The sequence below is a fragment of the Oxalobacter aliiformigenes genome (assembly GCF_027116575.1).
Classification (GTDB): Bacteria; Pseudomonadota; Gammaproteobacteria; order Burkholderiales; family Burkholderiaceae_D; genus Oxalobacter; species Oxalobacter aliiformigenes.
Genome location: NZ_CP098252.1, coordinates 633,743 through 651,193, shown reverse-complemented (window position 1 = coordinate 651,193; position 17,451 = coordinate 633,743). Strand labels below are relative to the sequence as shown.

General features: G+C 50.8%; 16 protein-coding genes and 1 tRNA gene. 10 read left to right on the top strand and 7 right to left on the bottom strand.

What is annotated here, in order from left to right; genetic code table 11:
- Nucleotides 1–324: 324 nt before the first annotated feature.
- Nucleotides 325–795, bottom strand: a complete 471-nt coding sequence (ssb, locus tag NB647_RS03095) for a single-stranded DNA-binding protein (protein ID WP_269265099.1) — start codon at nucleotides 793–795, stop codon at nucleotides 325–327.
- A 247-nt stretch (nucleotides 796–1,042) separates the two neighbouring features.
- Here ssb and uvrA point away from each other — a divergent pair, with 247 nt between their 5' ends.
- On the top strand, nucleotides 1,043–3,916 hold the full coding sequence (uvrA, locus tag NB647_RS03090) for an excinuclease ABC subunit UvrA (protein ID WP_269284110.1): 2,874 nt from the start codon (nucleotides 1,043–1,045) through the stop codon (nucleotides 3,914–3,916).
- Nucleotides 3,917–4,164: 248 nt separating this feature from the next.
- Here uvrA and NB647_RS03085 read toward each other — a convergent pair whose 3' ends face one another.
- The gene (locus NB647_RS03085; RefSeq protein ID WP_269284108.1) at nucleotides 4,165–6,147 is read right to left on the bottom strand and encodes a monovalent cation:proton antiporter family protein; all 1,983 of its coding nucleotides are present in this window, start codon (nucleotides 6,145–6,147) and stop codon (nucleotides 4,165–4,167) included.
- 303 nt (nucleotides 6,148–6,450) lie between these two features.
- Here NB647_RS03085 and NB647_RS03080 point away from each other — a divergent pair, with 303 nt between their 5' ends.
- Genes NB647_RS03080 through hpf form a run of 7 tightly spaced genes read left to right on the top strand, consistent with a single transcriptional unit; the run spans nucleotide 6,451 to nucleotide 11,803 of the window.
- Nucleotides 6,451–7,467: a KpsF/GutQ family sugar-phosphate isomerase gene (locus tag NB647_RS03080; protein ID WP_269284106.1), complete on the top strand. Its 1,017-nt coding sequence runs from the start codon at nucleotides 6,451–6,453 to the stop codon at nucleotides 7,465–7,467.
- A complete protein-coding gene (locus NB647_RS03075) occupies nucleotides 7,467–7,994 on the top strand; it encodes a KdsC family phosphatase (RefSeq protein WP_269265095.1) in 528 nt (175 codons plus the stop codon). Before NB647_RS03080 ends, NB647_RS03075 begins: the two co-directional genes overlap by 1 nt.
- Nucleotides 7,991–8,596 (top strand): LPS export ABC transporter periplasmic protein LptC, encoded by a 606-nt coding sequence (lptC, locus tag NB647_RS03070; RefSeq protein WP_269284104.1) that lies wholly within the window; start codon nucleotides 7,991–7,993, stop codon nucleotides 8,594–8,596. The genes NB647_RS03075 and lptC overlap by 4 nt, the downstream gene beginning before the upstream one ends.
- A gap of 16 nt (nucleotides 8,597–8,612) precedes the next feature.
- On the top strand, nucleotides 8,613–9,167 hold the full coding sequence (gene lptA / locus NB647_RS03065; RefSeq protein WP_269284102.1) for a lipopolysaccharide transport periplasmic protein LptA: 555 nt from the start codon (nucleotides 8,613–8,615) through the stop codon (nucleotides 9,165–9,167).
- Nucleotides 9,164–9,907, top strand: coding sequence for an LPS export ABC transporter ATP-binding protein (gene lptB, locus NB647_RS03060; RefSeq protein ID WP_269284101.1), 744 nt, complete (start codon nucleotides 9,164–9,166; stop codon nucleotides 9,905–9,907). The genes lptA and lptB overlap by 4 nt, the downstream gene beginning before the upstream one ends.
- Before the next feature lie 14 nt (nucleotides 9,908–9,921).
- Entirely contained in the window at nucleotides 9,922–11,397 is a 1,476-nt protein-coding gene (locus NB647_RS03055) for an RNA polymerase factor sigma-54 (RefSeq protein ID WP_269284098.1), read from the top strand.
- Nucleotides 11,398–11,455: 58 nt separating this feature from the next.
- Nucleotides 11,456–11,803 (top strand): ribosome hibernation-promoting factor, HPF/YfiA family, encoded by a 348-nt coding sequence (hpf, locus tag NB647_RS03050; RefSeq protein WP_269265089.1) that lies wholly within the window; start codon nucleotides 11,456–11,458, stop codon nucleotides 11,801–11,803.
- Between the two features lie 120 nt (nucleotides 11,804–11,923).
- Here hpf and NB647_RS03045 read toward each other — a convergent pair whose 3' ends face one another.
- Nucleotides 11,924–12,094 (bottom strand): hypothetical protein, encoded by a 171-nt coding sequence (locus NB647_RS03045; RefSeq protein ID WP_269284096.1) that lies wholly within the window; start codon nucleotides 12,092–12,094, stop codon nucleotides 11,924–11,926.
- On the bottom strand, nucleotides 12,095–12,235 hold the full coding sequence (locus NB647_RS03040) for a hypothetical protein (protein WP_269284094.1): 141 nt from the start codon (nucleotides 12,233–12,235) through the stop codon (nucleotides 12,095–12,097).
- Between the two features lie 575 nt (nucleotides 12,236–12,810).
- Between NB647_RS03040 and NB647_RS03035 the strand changes: the two genes are divergently transcribed.
- Nucleotides 12,811–13,590 carry a tetratricopeptide repeat protein gene (locus NB647_RS03035; protein WP_269265086.1) on the top strand — a complete coding sequence of 260 codons (780 nt, stop codon included), beginning with the start codon at nucleotides 12,811–12,813 and terminating at the stop codon, nucleotides 13,588–13,590.
- 560 nt (nucleotides 13,591–14,150) lie between these two features.
- Here the strand turns inward: NB647_RS03035 and NB647_RS03030 are convergent.
- Together NB647_RS03030 and NB647_RS03025 are read right to left on the bottom strand one after the other, a co-directional pair.
- A tRNA-Pro gene (locus NB647_RS03030) sits at nucleotides 14,151–14,227 on the bottom strand.
- A 121-nt stretch (nucleotides 14,228–14,348) separates the two neighbouring features.
- Complete coding sequence (locus tag NB647_RS03025; protein ID WP_416143452.1) at nucleotides 14,349–15,449, bottom strand: linear amide C-N hydrolase; 1,101 nt, start codon at nucleotides 15,447–15,449, stop codon at nucleotides 14,349–14,351.
- Between the two features lie 350 nt (nucleotides 15,450–15,799).
- On the opposite strand from NB647_RS03025, the gene NB647_RS03020 reads away from it, so the two are divergent.
- A complete protein-coding gene (locus tag NB647_RS03020; RefSeq protein ID WP_269265084.1) occupies nucleotides 15,800–16,318 on the top strand; it encodes a DUF2059 domain-containing protein in 519 nt (172 codons plus the stop codon).
- 583 nt (nucleotides 16,319–16,901) lie between these two features.
- On the opposite strand, the gene NB647_RS03015 is transcribed toward NB647_RS03020, so the two are convergent.
- Nucleotides 16,902–17,390: a hypothetical protein gene (locus tag NB647_RS03015; RefSeq protein WP_269284091.1), complete on the bottom strand. Its 489-nt coding sequence runs from the start codon at nucleotides 17,388–17,390 to the stop codon at nucleotides 16,902–16,904.
- Between the last annotated feature and the right edge of the window lie 61 nt (nucleotides 17,391–17,451).

Below are 17,451 nucleotides of genomic sequence, written 5' to 3'. Positions count from 1 at the left end.
GTCCCTGCAATCAATCCGCACTCCGGCGAAAGGCTATCCGGCAGGCAATACAGGCACATCGATCCGGCAAAAACATCTTCCATGTAAATCATGCAAACAACAGCCACCTTACCGATGTTTACAGAACCTGCACTCCTGTAAAGAACATACCCCGGACTATTCGGTACCCGACCCCATGACGACATACATCGAAAAACAGACTCACAGGAAAAAAGAACCCGCTGTCTTTCATGCCGTTCATATCCACCTGCCCGTCAGACACAACAAACAAAAATGCCGGTTCGGCATTCCGTAACCGGCAAATTTCTTTCGGAGTGTTCCCGCTCAGAAAGGAATATCGTCATCCAGATCCGGCGACAGGCTAGGCGGACGACTTCCCTGCTGGCGCTGGCCACCACCTTGCGCCGGACGGGACGGAGGCTGGTAACTTCCCCGGTCATCAGAAGGATCACCTGCTCCCTGACGGCTGCCCAGCATCTGCATGGTATCGGCGATAATTTCGGTCGCATACCGGTCGATCCCTTCCTTGTCCGTATACTTGCGTGTCCTCAGACGTCCTTCAATATAAACCTGCGACCCTTTTTTCAGATACTGTCCGGCAATTTCAGCCAGTTTGCCGAAAAAGGAAATCCGGTGCCATTCGGTCGCTTCCTTCTGCTCGCCAGTAGCCTTGTCACGCCAGCGATCAGTCGTGGCTACCGCAATACTGGTAACCTGTTCGCCGCTCGGCAGATATCGGTTTTCCGGATCGCGGCCGAGATTGCCGACGATGATGACCTTGTTGATCGATGCCATGACTTTCTCCTGATAGGAATAAATAGTGGGGTTAAGGCATACCGCCATGAATAAAGCAGCATTATATGACACTGTCGTCACAAAACGAACTCCGGCAAGCGGACAGAAGAACAAATCCCCAAACCATGACAATCCTGTCATATCCGCTTATGCACGCATTCTGTGAAATATTGCCAAATACGTTATGATATTGAATTAACCTGTATGCATTCACAGTTTATTTTTCATTAACAAAACAGCACGCTCCATGTCGGAAAACCAGGAAAAAATCGTTATTCGCGGTGCACGCACACACAATCTGAAAAACATCCAGATCGATTTGCCACGCAACAAGCTGATCGTCATCACCGGACTTTCCGGTTCCGGGAAGTCCTCGCTTGCTTTCGACACCCTTTATGCGGAAGGACAGCGCCGTTATGTCGAATCGCTCTCGGCCTACGCCCGCCAGTTTTTGCAGCTTATGGAAAAACCTGATGTGGATCTGATCGAAGGGCTTTCTCCTGCCATCGCCATCGACCAGAAAGCGACCTCGCACAATCCCAGGTCGACCATCGGCACCGTTACGGAAATATATGACTATCTGCGTCTGCTTTTTGCACGCGTCGGCACACCGCACTGCCCAAAACATCCCGAAAATCCCCTGACCGCCCAGTCCGTCTCGCAAATGGTCGATACGGTTCTGGCCATGCCGCAAGGAACCCGTCTGATGATTCTGGCGCCCGTTGTCGTCAACCGGAAAGGCGAACACGTCGATCTCTTCGAACAGATGCAGGCACAGGGATTCATCCGTTTCCGCGTCAAAAGCGGCACCGGACCGGCGACAGTTGTCGACGTGGATGAACTGCCTGCTCTGAAAAAAAATGAGAAACATACGATTGATGTCGTCGTCGACCGTGTCAGAATCAATCCCGACATCAAGCAGCGGCTGGCGGAAAGTTTCGAAACGGCCTTGCGTATCGCCGAAGGCCGGGCACTGACAGTCAATATGGACACGGGAGAAGAACAGGTTTTTTCCAACCAGTTTGCCTGTCCCATCTGCGGGTATTCTCTCCATGAACTCGAACCGAGGCTGTTTTCATTCAACAACCCGATGGGTGCCTGTCCGGAATGCGACGGTCTGGGTCACATCGAATTTTTCGATCCCAAACGGGTTGTCCTGTTTCCCGGTCTGTCGCTGGCGGCCGGCGCCGTCAAAGGCTGGGACCGGAGAAATCCGTTTTATTTCCAGATGCTTCAGAATCTGGCGGACCATTACCATTTCGATGTCAATACGCCTTACGAAGAATTGCCGGAAAACATCCGGCACATTGTCCTTTACGGTTCCGGAAAGGAAAAAATACCGTTCACCTACCTGAACAGCCACGGCCGTCCGTGGGTCAAGGAACATTCGTTCGAAGGTATCCTGAGCAATCTGGAACGCCGCTACCGTGAAACCGATTCCATGGCCGTACGGGAAGATCTCGCCAAACTGATCAACGAACGGGCCTGTCCTTCCTGTCATGGTGCCAGACTCCGTACCGAGGCACGATTCGTGAAAGTCGGCGAAGGCCCCCAAGAAAAAGCCATCCATGAAATCACCCGTCTGCCTCTCGATGAGACCCTAGCCTATTTCGAAACGCTTTCCCTGACCGGGGCGAAGAAAGAAATCGCCACCCGTATCATCCACGAAATCGTTTCCCGTCTGCATTTCCTGAACAATGTCGGACTCGACTACCTGTCGCTCGACCGGAGTGCGGAAACGCTTTCCGGCGGAGAATCCCAGCGAATCCGGCTGGCATCCCAGATCGGCAGCGGACTGACCGGTGTGATGTATGTACTGGACGAGCCGTCCATCGGACTGCACCAGCGCGACAACGACCGGCTGATCGCCACGCTCAAGCACCTGCGCGACATCGGCAATACCGTCATCGTGGTGGAACACGACGAAGATGCGATCAGAACCGCCGATTTCATCGTCGATATGGGTCCCGGTGCCGGCGTACACGGCGGCAACGTCGTCGCCAGCGGCTCACCTGACAAAATCCTGCAATCGGAAGATTCACTGACGGCAAAATACCTGAACGGGACACTGTCCATAGAAGTTCCTGTGAAACGGGTCAGACAGGACAAGGAAAAGCAACTGGTTATCAAAGGTGCTTCCGGCAACAATCTGAAAAACGTCACCCTCAGATTGCCTATCGGGTTGCTGACCTGCGTGACAGGTGTCTCCGGATCGGGCAAATCGACCCTGATCAACGATACCTTATACGCTGCCGTTTCCCATCACCTGTACGGCTCGCAAACGGAACCGGCTCCCTATACCGCCATTGAAGGACTGGAACACTTCGACAAGGTCATTTCCGTCAACCAGGCCCCGATCGGACGTACCCCGCGATCCAATCCGGCCACCTATACCGGACTGTTCACCCCGATACGGGAACTGTTTGCCGGCGTACCGCAAGCACGTGAGCGGGGTTATACGGCTGGCCGTTTTTCTTTCAATGTCAAGGGAGGCCGTTGCGAATCGTGTCAGGGCGATGGCGTCATCAAGGTCGAAATGCACTTTCTGCCAGACATGTACGTTCCCTGTGACGTCTGTCACGGAAAACGGTACAACCGCGAAACGCTTGAAATCGCCTACAAGGACAAAAATATTTCCGACGTGCTGAACATGACGGTTGAAGAAGCGCATGAATTTTTCAAACCGGTTCCTGCCATTGCCAGACGCCTGCAAACCCTGCTGGACGTCGGGCTGGGTTACATCCGGCTTGGCCAGAGCGCGACCACCCTCTCCGGAGGAGAAGCGCAACGTGTCAAACTGTCACTGGAACTGTCCAAGCGGGATACCGGCAGAACCCTCTATATTCTGGACGAACCGACAACAGGCCTGCACTTTCAGGATATCGACATGCTGCTGAAAGTCATTCACCGACTACGCGATCAGGGCAATACAGTCGTTGTCATCGAACATAATCTCGACGTCATCAAGACGGCCGACTGGATTGTCGATCTCGGCCCGGAAGGAGGAGCGGGCGGTGGCCAGATTATCGCCACAGGGACACCGGAAGAAATCGCCCGGAAACCGGCCAGTTTTACGGGACAATACCTCGGAGCCATGTTAAAACCGCGGAAAAAGCGGTGACACCCGTACATTGCGTCCCACAACCACGTTCCAGCGGCGTCATCCGCTGGAACAGCCGTATGGATCAAACCTGTTCCATACAAACAAGAACAACAAAAATCCGTTTTCAAAATATGCCGAAAAACATCAACGGAAAAGCCATTCCTTTTAGCAAGCCCGTAGCACTTCCCATTGCGGGAAATGATCCTGTCCTTCTCCCGGAAAGCGGATATAACCGGCAAATCACGCCATAAAATCAAACCAGCTCATTACTTCAGCAAGAGCTCTTCGACGATACCGATTCCTTCGGAAGTTCCCCGCAAAACAAGCACATCGTTTTCACGCAGGATGAGGTCGTCCGTTACCGTCATTTTTTCCTTTCCGCGCCGAACCATCGTGATTTCGACATGATTGGACGGCAAGTCCATTTCCCCTACCGTCTTGCCGACCGCAGCGGCTCCTTCCGGAAGACGGAGAGCATGCAGACGCCAGTATGAATCGGTATCGACCGGAATTTCGTCCGTTTCGCCATGAAAATATTCTCTCAGCTTGGCATAACGGGATGCTCTCGCGGCCCGAACACGTTTGATGATCCGCTTCATGGGAACGCCATACGACATGAACGCATACGAAGTCAGAACAAGACTGCTTTCGATCACTTCCGGAACGACCTCATCGGCTCCTGCCGCCTTCAGACGGTCGAAATCGGAATCGTCATAACTTCGAACGATCACCGGCAGACTCGGAGCCAGTTCCTTGGCATAGTGAAGGACTCTCAATGCCGCATTGACACTGGCAAACGTGATGATAAGAGAAGACGCCCGGTGAATGCCCGCTGCAACCAGGCTTTCCCGACGGGTGGCATCGGCATAGGAAACATTGGCGCCAGCCGTTTCCGCTTTTCTCACCCGTTCCAGATCCATATCCAGCGCCCGGTAGGGAATCTGTTCTTCCTCAAGCAGGGTAGCGATATTCTGCCCCGTCCTGCCGAAACCGGCCAGAATGACATGTTGCTGCAATGACATGGAACTGCTGGCGATTTTCGTCAGTTCCAGTGATTGCTGAATCCATTCATTGGCGGAAAAGCGCATGACAATCTTGTCGGCATTCAAAATGATAAAAGGAGCGGCCAGCATCGAAAGCACCATGGAAGCCATGGTGACCTGCAAAATCCACGGTTCGACCATATTCAGGCCGGAAATCTGGTTGACCAGCACGAAACTGAATTCCCCTGCCTGCGCCAGTGCCAGGCCAGTTTTGATACTGACACCCCGGGATGCTCCGAAAAGCCGCGTCAGCCATGCCGCCAGAGCAAATTTGTAGAAAAATGCCGAAACGATGATCAGCAGGACAAGCCACCAGTAATGCAGAACCACATTCATGTCGAGCATCATGCCGATCGTAATGAAAAAAAGCCCCAGTAAAACATCCCGGAACGACTTGATATCGACATCCACTTCGTTTTTATAGCGTGTTTCGGATATGAGCATACCGGCGATGAATGCGCCCAGTTCCATGGACAAACCGGCCTGTTCCGTTATCCAGGCAGCACCCAGCGTCATCAGAAGCAGGTTCAGCATGAACAATTCCTGGGAACGGCGTCCGGCGACGATCCCGAGCCATTTGCTCATCAGTTTCTTTCCGAAAAAAAGCAAAAGCACCAGAACAAGCGCCGTTTTGCCCAGAGCCATTCCGATAATCAGCAGAATATCGCCTGTTCCCTTCGCCAAGGTCGGCACGATAATCAGAAGAAGCACGACAGCCAGATCCTGAAACAGCAGAATGCCGATGACACGCCGTCCATAATCCGTTTCCAGTTCCATCCGCTCGGCCAGCATTTTGGATACGATCGCTGTGGAAGACATTGCCCAGGCGCCCCCCATGGCCAAAGCCCCCTGCCAGCTTGCCCCAAGTTGCGGCAGAATAAAAACAATGACCAGCGTGATGATGATGGAACCGATGATGGAAGTGGATACCTGTGCCAACCCCAGCCCGAAAACGATCCTGCGCATGGCGAGAAGCTGGGAAAGCGAGAATTCCAGACCGACGGTGAACATCAGGAAAACCACCCCGAATTCCGCCAGTCCTTCCAGCGACTGGGCATCGCTGACCAGTCCGGTCGAATGAGGGCCGATCACAACACCGACGGCAAGATACCCCAGAATCGAGGGCAATTGGAGATAGCGGAAAACGACCACCCCGATAACAGCGGTGCCCAGCATCAGCAGGACAAATTCAAGAGACGATTGCATGAAATGGCGTTAAAGTTTAAGAATAACAACACAGTACTAAAACCGTTTTCATCCCTACTCGGAAAATCCGGACTACCGCTTGTTCTTTGTATCCTTCAACTACTTTTACACTTGTTATTGTAACGAATTTCATCCACGCGCGATGCGCCCGTTTTTGTGACAAAGTGTTACACTCCTTCTCCGCGTAACCCCTTGTAAAATGGCAAAACTTTTTTCCTGTCACGACGGTTGCCCGGTTCCTTGGAAAAACCATTTTTCCATCCCGCGGGATTCACGCCCGGATAATTCGTTTATACTTCTATCATGAGCAAAGAAGTCACCAAAAACAAAACATCGATCGATACGGAACGTTTACTGAAACTGGCAGATGATACCCTCAAAACGGAAGCGCTTGCCCTCGAAACGCTCCGGAAACGTTTCCGTCAGGAAGATGCGGATCATTTTGTCGAGTCCGTTTCCCTGCTTTTGAACTGCAAGGGCCGTGTGGTGGTGTCCGGGATGGGCAAATCCGGCCATATCGGCCGCAAAATCGCCGCGACACTGGCATCGACCGGAACACCGGCCATGTTCGTGCATCCTGCGGAAGCCGCTCACGGCGACCTTGGCATGATTACCCACGACGACGTTTTCATCGCCATTTCCTATTCCGGTGAAGCGGGAGAACTGATGGCCATCGCTCCCATCATCAAACGGATGGGAACACGCCTGATCGCCATGACCGGGCGTCCCGGATCCAGTCTGGCAAAACTGGCAGACGTTCACCTGAACGTCCACGTCGAAAAGGAAGCCTGCCCGCTCAATCTTGCCCCGACAGCCAGTACAACGACGACACTTGCCCTGGGAGACGCCATGGCCGTTGCCGTTCTGGACGCACGTGGATTCCGGGAAGACGATTTCGCCCGTTCTCATCCGGGAGGTGCCTTGGGCAGACGCCTGCTGACTCTGGTCTCCGATATCATGCGCAAGGGAGATGATATTCCTGTCGTCACCGCCGATACCCAGCTTAAAGACGCCCTGTTCGAAATCACCAAAAAAGGAATCGCCATGACGTCGGTTGTCGATGACAGAGGGCGGGCCATTGGCATTTTTACGGACGGAGATCTCCGGCGGCTGATTGAGAAACAGCAGAATTTTTCCAATATCACCATTTCCGATGTGATGTCGAAAAATCCGCGTACCATCGGGCCGGAAAAACTGGCTGCCGAAGCCGTCAGCATCATGGAAAAATTCAGGATCAACCAGCTGCTTGTCACGGACAAGGACAGTAAACTGATCGGTGCTCTTCATATTCATGATCTGACGGAAGCGAAGGTGATCTGATGAATCCGGAATTAACCAGCAAACTGTCCCGGATCAGTCTGATGATATTCGATGTCGACGGGGTCTTAACTGACGGAAAAATGCATTACGGCCTGGATGGAGAACTGTTCAAGAGTTTCAACGTTCTGGACGGCCACGGCATCAAACTGCTGAAAAAGGCAGGTGTCATGACCGCCATCATCAGCGCGCGTCACTCCCCCATCGTCAACAGACGGGCCGCCGATCTGGAAATCAGTCATGTCATCCAAGGAGCCGGCGAAAAACGGGCCGCATTCGAAACATTGCTGGAAAAGACCGGACTGGCGGCCAGCCAGTGCGGATTCATCGGCGACGACATTATCGATCTGCCTGTCCTGATCCGCGCCGGAGTGTCATTCAGTGTACCGAACGGTCATCCCGAAGTATTGTCCCGCGTCGACCATGTCACCCGTCACAGCGGTGGCAACGGGGCAGTCCGGGAAGTCTGCGACATGATCATGCGGGCAAAAGGCTGTTACACCTCTGTTGTGGAGAGTTTTCTGAAATGATCCAGGGTCCGAAATCGGTGCTTCGCATACGGCTTGCCATTATCTTTACCGTCGTACTGATACTAACATTGGGAAGTCTGTGGATCAATATGGTCATCCGGAAAAGCGCTTCCGACGCGGCGGCACTCGAACAAAGAACCGATCCGGATTACATCGTGGAAAATTTCCGTTACTTCAGAATGAAGCCTGACGGACAACCACAATATGAAGCGACCGGAACGAAAATGACCCATTTTCCTATCGAGGACTCCCATCTGATCGACAATCCGGTCATTTATTCCATGAACGACTATTCGCAACTGCAAACGATCCGATCGAAAGAAGCCTATGTCGAAGACTTCAACACCAAAATCCACATGAGAAACAATGTCGTCATGGACAGAGAGCCTTCCGCAAGCAAAGGCCCTTTCAGGCTGACATCGGAATACGTGCTGATCTATCCCGATGACGAAATCATGACGAGTGATAAGGAAGTGATCGTTCACGACGGCAATTCGATCATGAGCGGTATCGGCATGCAGGCCAATAACGCTACCAGCGAGCTGCAAATATTCAACCAGGCCAGAATTACCTACAATCCTCCCGGCAGATCAAAACATTAACGGACCGGTAAACCCCATGAAAAAAAACCTATTCAACCTTCTGACATTCCTGTTCTGTATCGGACTCGTTTTCAATGCCCGTGCAGAAAAGGCGGATGCCGACAAGCCGACCAATATCGAAGCCGACCAGATGTTTTCCGATGACGTCAAACAGATCACAACCTTCACAGGCAACGTCGTCGTGACGAAAGGAACACTTCTGATCAAGGCAGGCAAAGCGGTTATTGTGGAAGATCCGGAAGGTTACCAGTTCATCACCCTTTATGCCGCTCCCGGAAAACTGGCATCCCTGAGACAAAAACAGGATAGCGGGCCCGATACCTGGCTGGAAGGTTATGGCGAAAAAATCGAATACGACAACAAAAACGAAATCGCCAAATTTTTCACTCGCGCCAGAGTGAAACGTCTCCAAGGCAGCAAGGTCACCGACGATGTGACCGGAGAATACATCTCCTACAATGCGAAAACGGAATATTACAATGTTTACAACACCAGCGAAGGCGTTTCCAAACCCGGTGCTGGCCGCGTCAAGGCCGTTATCCAACCCCGTGAAAAGAAGTCCAACAAATGAGCAACAGTAAACTGATCGTTCGTCATCTGCAGAAAACCTACGGCAAAAGAACCGTTGTTTCCAATATTTCCCTTGACGTTTCCAGCGGTGAAGTCGTCGGTTTGCTGGGACCAAACGGTGCCGGGAAAACCACCTCATTTTATATGATTGTGGGTCTGGTACCGGCTGACGACGGGATCATCGAACTCGACGGCATCGATCTGACCCGTCTGCCGATACACAAACGGGCATCCATGGGATTGTCCTATTTGCCACAGGAAGCATCCGTTTTTCGCAAACTGAATGTCGAGGACAATATCCGGGCTGTACTGGAACTGCAGAAAAAAGACGGCAAACCTCTTTCAAGAATAGAAATCGAGCAGAAACTGGACAATCTGCTTGCCGAGTTGCAGATCGAAAAACTGCGTACGAATTCAGCGCTCTCGCTCTCGGGCGGTGAACGCCGGCGCGTCGAAATCGCCCGTGCACTGGCAACCGATCCCCGCTTTATTCTGCTGGATGAACCTTTTGCCGGCATCGATCCGATCGCCGTCATCGAGATCCAGCGAATCGTCCGCTTTCTGAAAGAAAGAGGTATCGGTGTACTGATTACCGACCACAACGTTCGTGAAACACTCGGTATTTGCGATCACGCCTACATCATCAATCAGGGTACCGTTCTCGCCAGTGGCCATCCGGATGAAATCATCGAAAACGAGTCCGTCAGACGCGTTTACCTTGGGGAACATTTCAGAATGTGAAAAACGGGGCGGACATGAAACAGAAACTGCAAACCCGTCTTGCCCAGCATTTCGCTCTGACACCACAACTTCAGCAGTCCATCAGGCTTTTGCAACTGTCCAGCCTCGAACTGAACGAGGAAATCGAACGCGCACTGCAAGAAAACCCCCTTCTGGAAAGGCTTGATGACCCGCTGGCCAACACGGCCCGTTTCCAGGCAGACGGCTCCATCATCCGGCAACCTGTCGCATCAGGAGAACCCGCCTATGAAGAAAGTTCCCATGAACCAAACGGCGGACCTACCGATGTATCGACAAATTTCACGAATGAATCCGGAAACGATGAAGCAGAGCATCTGATCTGGGATGTTCCCAAACCGGCCGACCGGAATCCAGATGACGAACGTTTCCTGCCACAACTGGAAGCCCCTCCCGAAACACTGAAGGAACATCTGCTATCCCAGATGAGACTGGCTGTTCGTGATCAGCGCAAACGCGCACTGGTCGAACTGATCATCGATGCGCTGGATTCCAACGGCTATCTTCTCGAAACTCTGGAAGAAATGCTCGCATGGCTGCCGCCGGAACTGGCTATCGACAGGAAAGAACTCGAAGAGGCTCTCTGTTGTATCCAGACCTTCGATCCGCCGGGAGTCGGCGCCAGAAACAGTGCCGAATGCCTTGCCATCCAGATCAGGATGATGCCGAACATTCCGTACATTGTCCGCAAACGTGCCTTGAATATTGTCGAAAACCATCTGAAACTGTTTGCACAACGTGATTTCATCCGGCTGAGAAAAACCCTCGGGTGCGACGATGAAGATCTTCTGGAAGCCCGGGAAGTCATTCAGCGATGCAATCCTCATCCGGGAGCGGCTTATGCCAACGACGCAGCCGACATTGTCGTACCGGAAATCGTGGTTATCAAAAAAGACGGGATCTGGCATGCCGAATTAAATGCTGATGCCATGCCGAAAATCCGCATCAACCGGATGTATGGAGAAATTCTCAAGAACACATCGAACAAAACCAGTCTCAACACCCGTTTTCAGGAAGCCAAATGGTTGATCCGAAACATAAACCAGCGATTCGATACCATTTTGAGGGTTTCGGAAGCTATCATTGAACGGCAACAGAATTTTTTCACTTTCGGTCCGACTTCCATGCGCCCTCTTGTTTTGCGCGAAATTGCTGATACACTAGGACTACACGAGAGCACCATCTCACGTGTGACAACCCAGAAATACATGCTGACACCGCTCGGCATTTTTGAGTTGAAATATTTTTTTGGCAGTCATATCGCTACGGAAGGAGGAGGAGAAGCGTCTTCAACCGCGATCCGGGAAAAAATAAAACAGCTGATCGCCGGTGAAGACAGGAAAAAACCGTATTCCGACAACAAAATCGCACAAATGCTGGAAAAGGAAGGGCTGGTTATTGCAAGAAGAACCATTGCAAAATATCGCGACATGCTGAAAATCCCGCCGGCTAGTTTGCGAAAAAGTTTGTAGTAATGACAAGTGTTTCCGACACTTGGTTTGTTTAGGTGACATCATCAAGGAGAAATGTATGAACCTTACTATCAGTGGACATCATCTCGAAATAACGCCTGCAATCCGCAGCCATGTAGAAAGCAAACTTGACCGAATGAAACGGAATTTTGATGGCGTCATCGATATTTCAGTTCTATTGGCCGTTGACAATGTTTCCGACAAGGAAAGAAGCCAGCGTGCCGAAATCAAATTGAACCTCTCGGGCAAAACCCTGCACGCGGAAAGCACTGCCCAGGATCTGTATGCCGCCATCGATCTTCTGATGGATAAACTCGACCGTCAGCTTGTCAAGGCAAAAACCAAATCCAAGGAACACTCCCGTGAATCTGTGAAAAACATGCCTCTGGACGATTCCGCATCCTGAGGTATTATTTTCCGCTGTTCAAAAGGCGCGAAAAGCGCCTTTTTTTGGGAAATGCCGTTTTCCTATCCTTCATGAACACTTTCCCGCCACCGGCGAACTCACCTTCCCGGATTCCATCGTTCAGCAATAACCGCGACTTTCTTCCGGAAACACGTCATCATCCTTTATTTTTTCCGGTGTTTGCATAAACGCCGGTAAATTCCCGTCCTGTTGCATCGAACTGTCCACCATCGTATTCCTGCCCATGTTCCGCCAGACGGACAGAATGGCATCGACAGGGAACAGCATCACTCATCCTGTGGTTTCATAACGGCCGCCCAATATCCGGTTACCCGATCCGGCTCTGGCGAATACCCGCCATTTCACGGCAAAACCAAGCGAAACAGCCCCCCGTTTTGTCATCGGTACCCATGATTCTGGCACCAACCCCATGGCGTTCATCTATCTACCAGCCAGACAGGGAAATCTCCCGATTGCCAAAAGGAAATTTGACATACCGATACGTATGCACACACGCATAACTGCCCTGTGAGAGATGAATGAAATCACGGACACTGATTGACGGAGACAAAGCGACCGAAGCCGTTATATGACAAAACATCGAAAAATGTACTCAATCATGCCGGAATCCGTTAAAAAAGCGGCTTGTCCAACAATGACACCGCAGGATTTCATGTCCGGTTCCGTTTTCAATTTCGTTCATACCGGATTTCGCTCGCTATTTTGCCATTCGGCGGAATGTTTTCATTTCCGGCTACCTGCGGAAAAACCGGTATTTCGATCCATCCTGCCTGTCTTGCCGCAAATCCGGTTCTTCCACCCGCAAAACCACCCTTTCGACATGAAGTGATTCATACCACCCTTTACCGGGCTAAAATTCGGTAAGATAAACATTGCAGCAAACTTTTTTGAAACAGGAACTTTCCATGTCGGCCAGAATCCTTGCACCCGTGATCGCTTCAATATCACTTTTTTGCATATCCTTTTCCTTCGCGGCAGACAGCAATATGCAAATACTTCTCCAGCGAGCCAGACAAAACGACATTCAGGCCCAGTTTTATCTGGGAAATGCCTATGCAAACGGTCTGGGCATCGCCAGCAATCCCGAACAGGCTGCTTACTGGTATAAAAAAGCGGCGGAACAAGGAAAACCGGGAGCCCAGTATAATCTGGGACTGCTCTATGCCAGCGGCAAAGGTGTCCCTCAAAGCGACGAGCTGGCGGTTCACTGGTACGGAAAAGCAGCGGAAAACGATCTGCCGAATGCCCAGAACAATCTGGGAACAGCCTATTACACCGGAAAAGGAATTCATCAGGATTACCAGAAGGCTGTCTATTGGTGGAAAAAATCCGCCCACCAGGGGTATGCCGAAGCCCAGTACAATCTTGGTGTGGCCTATTACAACGGGAAAGGCGTCCTCCAGAACGACCTGACCGCCATACAATGGTTCCGGAAAGCGGCAGACACCGGGAATGCCAAGGCCCAATACAGCCTGGGATTTGCTAGCCTGACAGGAAAAGGGGCTTCCCGTAACCTGCAACAGGCCGTTCACTGGTTCCGTCGTGCCGCCAGACAGGGCTTGCCCGAAGCCCTGTATGCTCTCGGGACCCTTTATGCAAACACCCCAAACAATCCGGATAGCAAAATCGCGGCTTATGTCCTCCTCAATCGTGCGGCACAAATACAAACCGAAGCAGAAGAAGCCCTGAAAACACTGGAAAACGAAATGACTCCCGAACAGATCGCACGGGCCAGATCTCTCACTCCGGAAGAAATTCTCCACTAGCGTGAAAACCGGTTGTTTTTCCCGCGCTCCGGAAAACAACGGAACGGGCAATCTTTCCTGTCAGCATCTTCACCAAGGAATCTTTTGTTGAAACAACAAGAGTATCCGGAAAGGATAGCCCTTCTGCGTAATCTCTTCCGTCAATCAAAAAGCTGTTCGTCAATAACAGAACTGCCACATAAAAACCGGCCGTTTTTCCGGAAAAGTGGCAGACAGTTGACGGACTTTGCCGGATACGCCATGACACAATTAAAAAAATCGAAATTTCATGTAATTTTTTTTGAAAAATATATGTATTTTTTTGCAAATATACTGCATAATAAATTTGCCTATCAAGTTAAAATTCTTTGCCCGTGAACGTACTTCTTCACGGGTACTTTTTTGGAAGAAACGGTTTGTAAATAAGCACAATCGGGCAAATATCCGTATTTTCGCAGGCAAAAAGACAATATCCTCATGCACGCCACCGATAGTTCATGCCGCACCGTTTTCATCACGAATATCGCCGGGTCCAGACGAAAAAAGGGGTACAGAAACGATTCTGTACCCCTTGTATTCTTTGGTCGGGGCGAGAAGATTCGAACTTCCGACCCCTTGCACCCCATGCAAGTGCGCTACCAGGCTGCGCTACGCCCCGAACAGACGAGCATTATATCAGTCTATCCGCCAACGTGGCATATTTTCATTTTATTTTAGTCAATTAAGACCACATTATGCGGCACACACACCGACATCCCCGACTGTTTCATACCCCTCTGTTACAAGGCATCCATGAACTTCAGCGGTTCCGAAGGCCTGAAATAGCCTGACACTTCACCGGAATAGACTTCACCATTCTGGATAGTGAGTTTTCTGACCGGCGCGTTCCGGTCGAAATCGAGCTTGTCGAATGCCACCCAGAAGGTATTGGGACGTGTCGCCGAATCGAAATAATAAATCCGGTTCTTCTGATCGGAGACAGTACGCCAGATCGTCGAGGCGATATTGGGTTTGCCCGGTGTCGTAATACCCAGTGGGACACTGACCGCTCGATTGATACTCAGTACCTCGGCAACGGCCTGGTAATCATATTTCTGACCGGGAACACTGCGGATATAGTTCGGCGCCAGTTTTCTGGGAACCGCCTCAAGAAAAAAGGAAGCACGGGCAAACCGGTCTGCCGACCTGTTTGTTCCGGGCAGAAACACAGTACCTCCGATATCCTGCCAGTAGGTATTGATCGCCAGCTGTTCGCTGTAAACCGGCGAATTGGTCATGACCGTATATTCCCTGCCATGATGGATAACCAGCTTGCCGTCAATATATTCAAAAATGGCCGAATCGCCAGTTGCATCTGAAATGGATAAATGAACCTTCGATTCTTTCCCGTTAGGAATCGGCTTCGATGAAATCAGATGCAACGGGTTCTGTCGCTGGGCACGGACGGCTTCATCCACCGTCGCATAATTATCCAGAAAATACTGCAACCAGAGACTCAACGAAAGGACTTTTGCGTTTTCTGGTGGTTTGCCATAATCGGATTCAGCCAGAAAAAGCAGATTCGCGACAAATCCCTTTTCATTCATGCCATCCGTACTACCCGCCTCATATCCGGAAACGATCACGCTGCCATAACGGGACTGCCAATCGAGTGAATTCGGCCCCGCCAGTCCATTGCGCCGGATTCCTCTTGGAAAAACCCACAAATTGGACATCATATCCTCATTCCAGTCCATATTGCGGCCTGTTGCCACCATATTCCGGTCCCCGACATACAATATCCTTGTACAGGCCCCGGCCTCCTGCATCATGAAACCAGTACCACCCGCCAAACCCGCAACCCAGGCTGCCAGCAAAAGCATCCGTTTTCCTGTTCTCATCATTTTCCTTTCATGCATCATGCATCTTGCATCCCGACACCGTTTACTACCTGTATCAAAAAGTACATGGATGCATACTGGACGAAAACCGGATTCCCTCTTTTACCGGAATCAAGAAAACACATCAAATACGGAAAATGATGGCCCTGGATACCCTCCTGTTACAATATCTTACGGTTTGCGGATTGCACCAGTCCGCTTTTTGCGGAATGATTGGGGCGTTCCCGGAATTTCCGGCATAACCGTCCGGCAAAAACGATTTTCGCCGGGACAATCTGCCATAAAAGCGGGACACCGGTTGCCTGATATGCACGCAACCCTTTTTCATACTTCATTACAGAAAGAAAACCATGAAACGACTCCTGATCCTTCTGCTTGCCGTATTTTTTTCCGTACCGGCATTCGCGACTCCTGCGCAGGATGCCTCCATTGAAAAACTTCTGATCCTGACAGAGGCGCAAAAACTGAATGATTCCGCCATTGCCGATTCAGACGACATCATCGAAACCACACTGAAGCCGATTCTGCAACTGGACAACATGACCGCAGAAAAAAAGAAAATGGCCGAATCTTTTCTGAACAAATACAAAAATATCGTCAAGGAAGAATTCAGCTGGAAAAAAATGATGCCGGACTATATCCGGATTTATCGTGAAACCTTTACGGAAGAGGAACTCCAGAGTCTGATCGCATTTTACGAATCGCCGACCGGGAAAATGTTCATCAGGAAAATGCCTCTCATCATGGACAAGACTTCCGACATCATGCGCCAGAAAATGGTATCCATCCTGAGCCGCATGAATACAGCCCTGGGCGAATCCATGAATCTGGCGCCACAAGACAAGTCTCTTCCGGCAGCGAACCCTTGAACAGAAATTTCCGAACGGGATGCCGACCTGCTTTCACTTGCCAGCATGGCGGCATCCGGTTCGGCCAATAAAATCATTTCGTCCCGCCTGATATCCGCAAAAAATCACCACATTCATTCTGCCAGACACAAGCGCATTTCCGTCCAGGGCCGGAATTTCCTGTACTCCTGCTTGAAACAGGATGGCTACCCCCATTGCCTGCTGTCCATACTGCAATATGCCTTTTCCGGTGCCATTTTTACATGGGCGACAGAAAACGAATGCGCCGACCGTATTTCTTTTTATTGTTATTGTGGTGTCCCATATCCTGACAGACAGCCGGGCAAATGAAAAAAACGGCAGCGGTCTTATAGCGGTCTTTTTCGGGCAGAAGATTTTTCTTCGAAGCATGATCGACAAATATCTCCCTCTACCCGGTAACAAGTATTGCCGCCGGAAGAATTGAAAGTTTTCAGCCCAAAACGTCAAGGGATATGGTTCTTATTATTTGCCCTGTTTTCATTCACATCGATACCCAGACAGTCTCGCAAACAAAAACGCACCCGGCGCCGGACTGGTTTCAGGTGCGCAAACGATATCCAAATTACATCGGCTGCTTTTTCACCGTAATCGGCCGCATGGACTTGCCGACACAAAAAAGCCTCCATCCCGCTTCCGTCCGGTTCAGCTCCCCGTCAACGAAAGCCGCTTTCGATTTCTTCTTTTTCCCCGACACATCCGTTTCCGTAAATTCAAAACAGAGAACGGATCCATCCTCATTGGCAGTGGACGATATCAATTGCATGCTATCCGGATTGTCGAGCCGGCTCCGCAGCAACAACATGGCCGTCAGCCCCCGTTGCGAAAGCTTGGCATCCAGTTTTTCTTTCAGGACTTCTTCATAAGGTTTTTCGACCTCATTCATTTTCAGATAAAAACCAAGACCGAGAAAAGCAAGAATTACTACCATGACGCATAGCAGGATCAAACGGATTTTTTTTCCTCTTTTCGGCCCCAGAGAATCGCAACGCGGACACTTCGGGATGGTTTCCTCAATCTCCTCGCCGCAGACCTTGCACTTCACAATCGCCATAAAAACAAACCTGTCTTCCAGTTGACTGAAGTGACTAGTATAGCAATTAATTTTCCCGTAA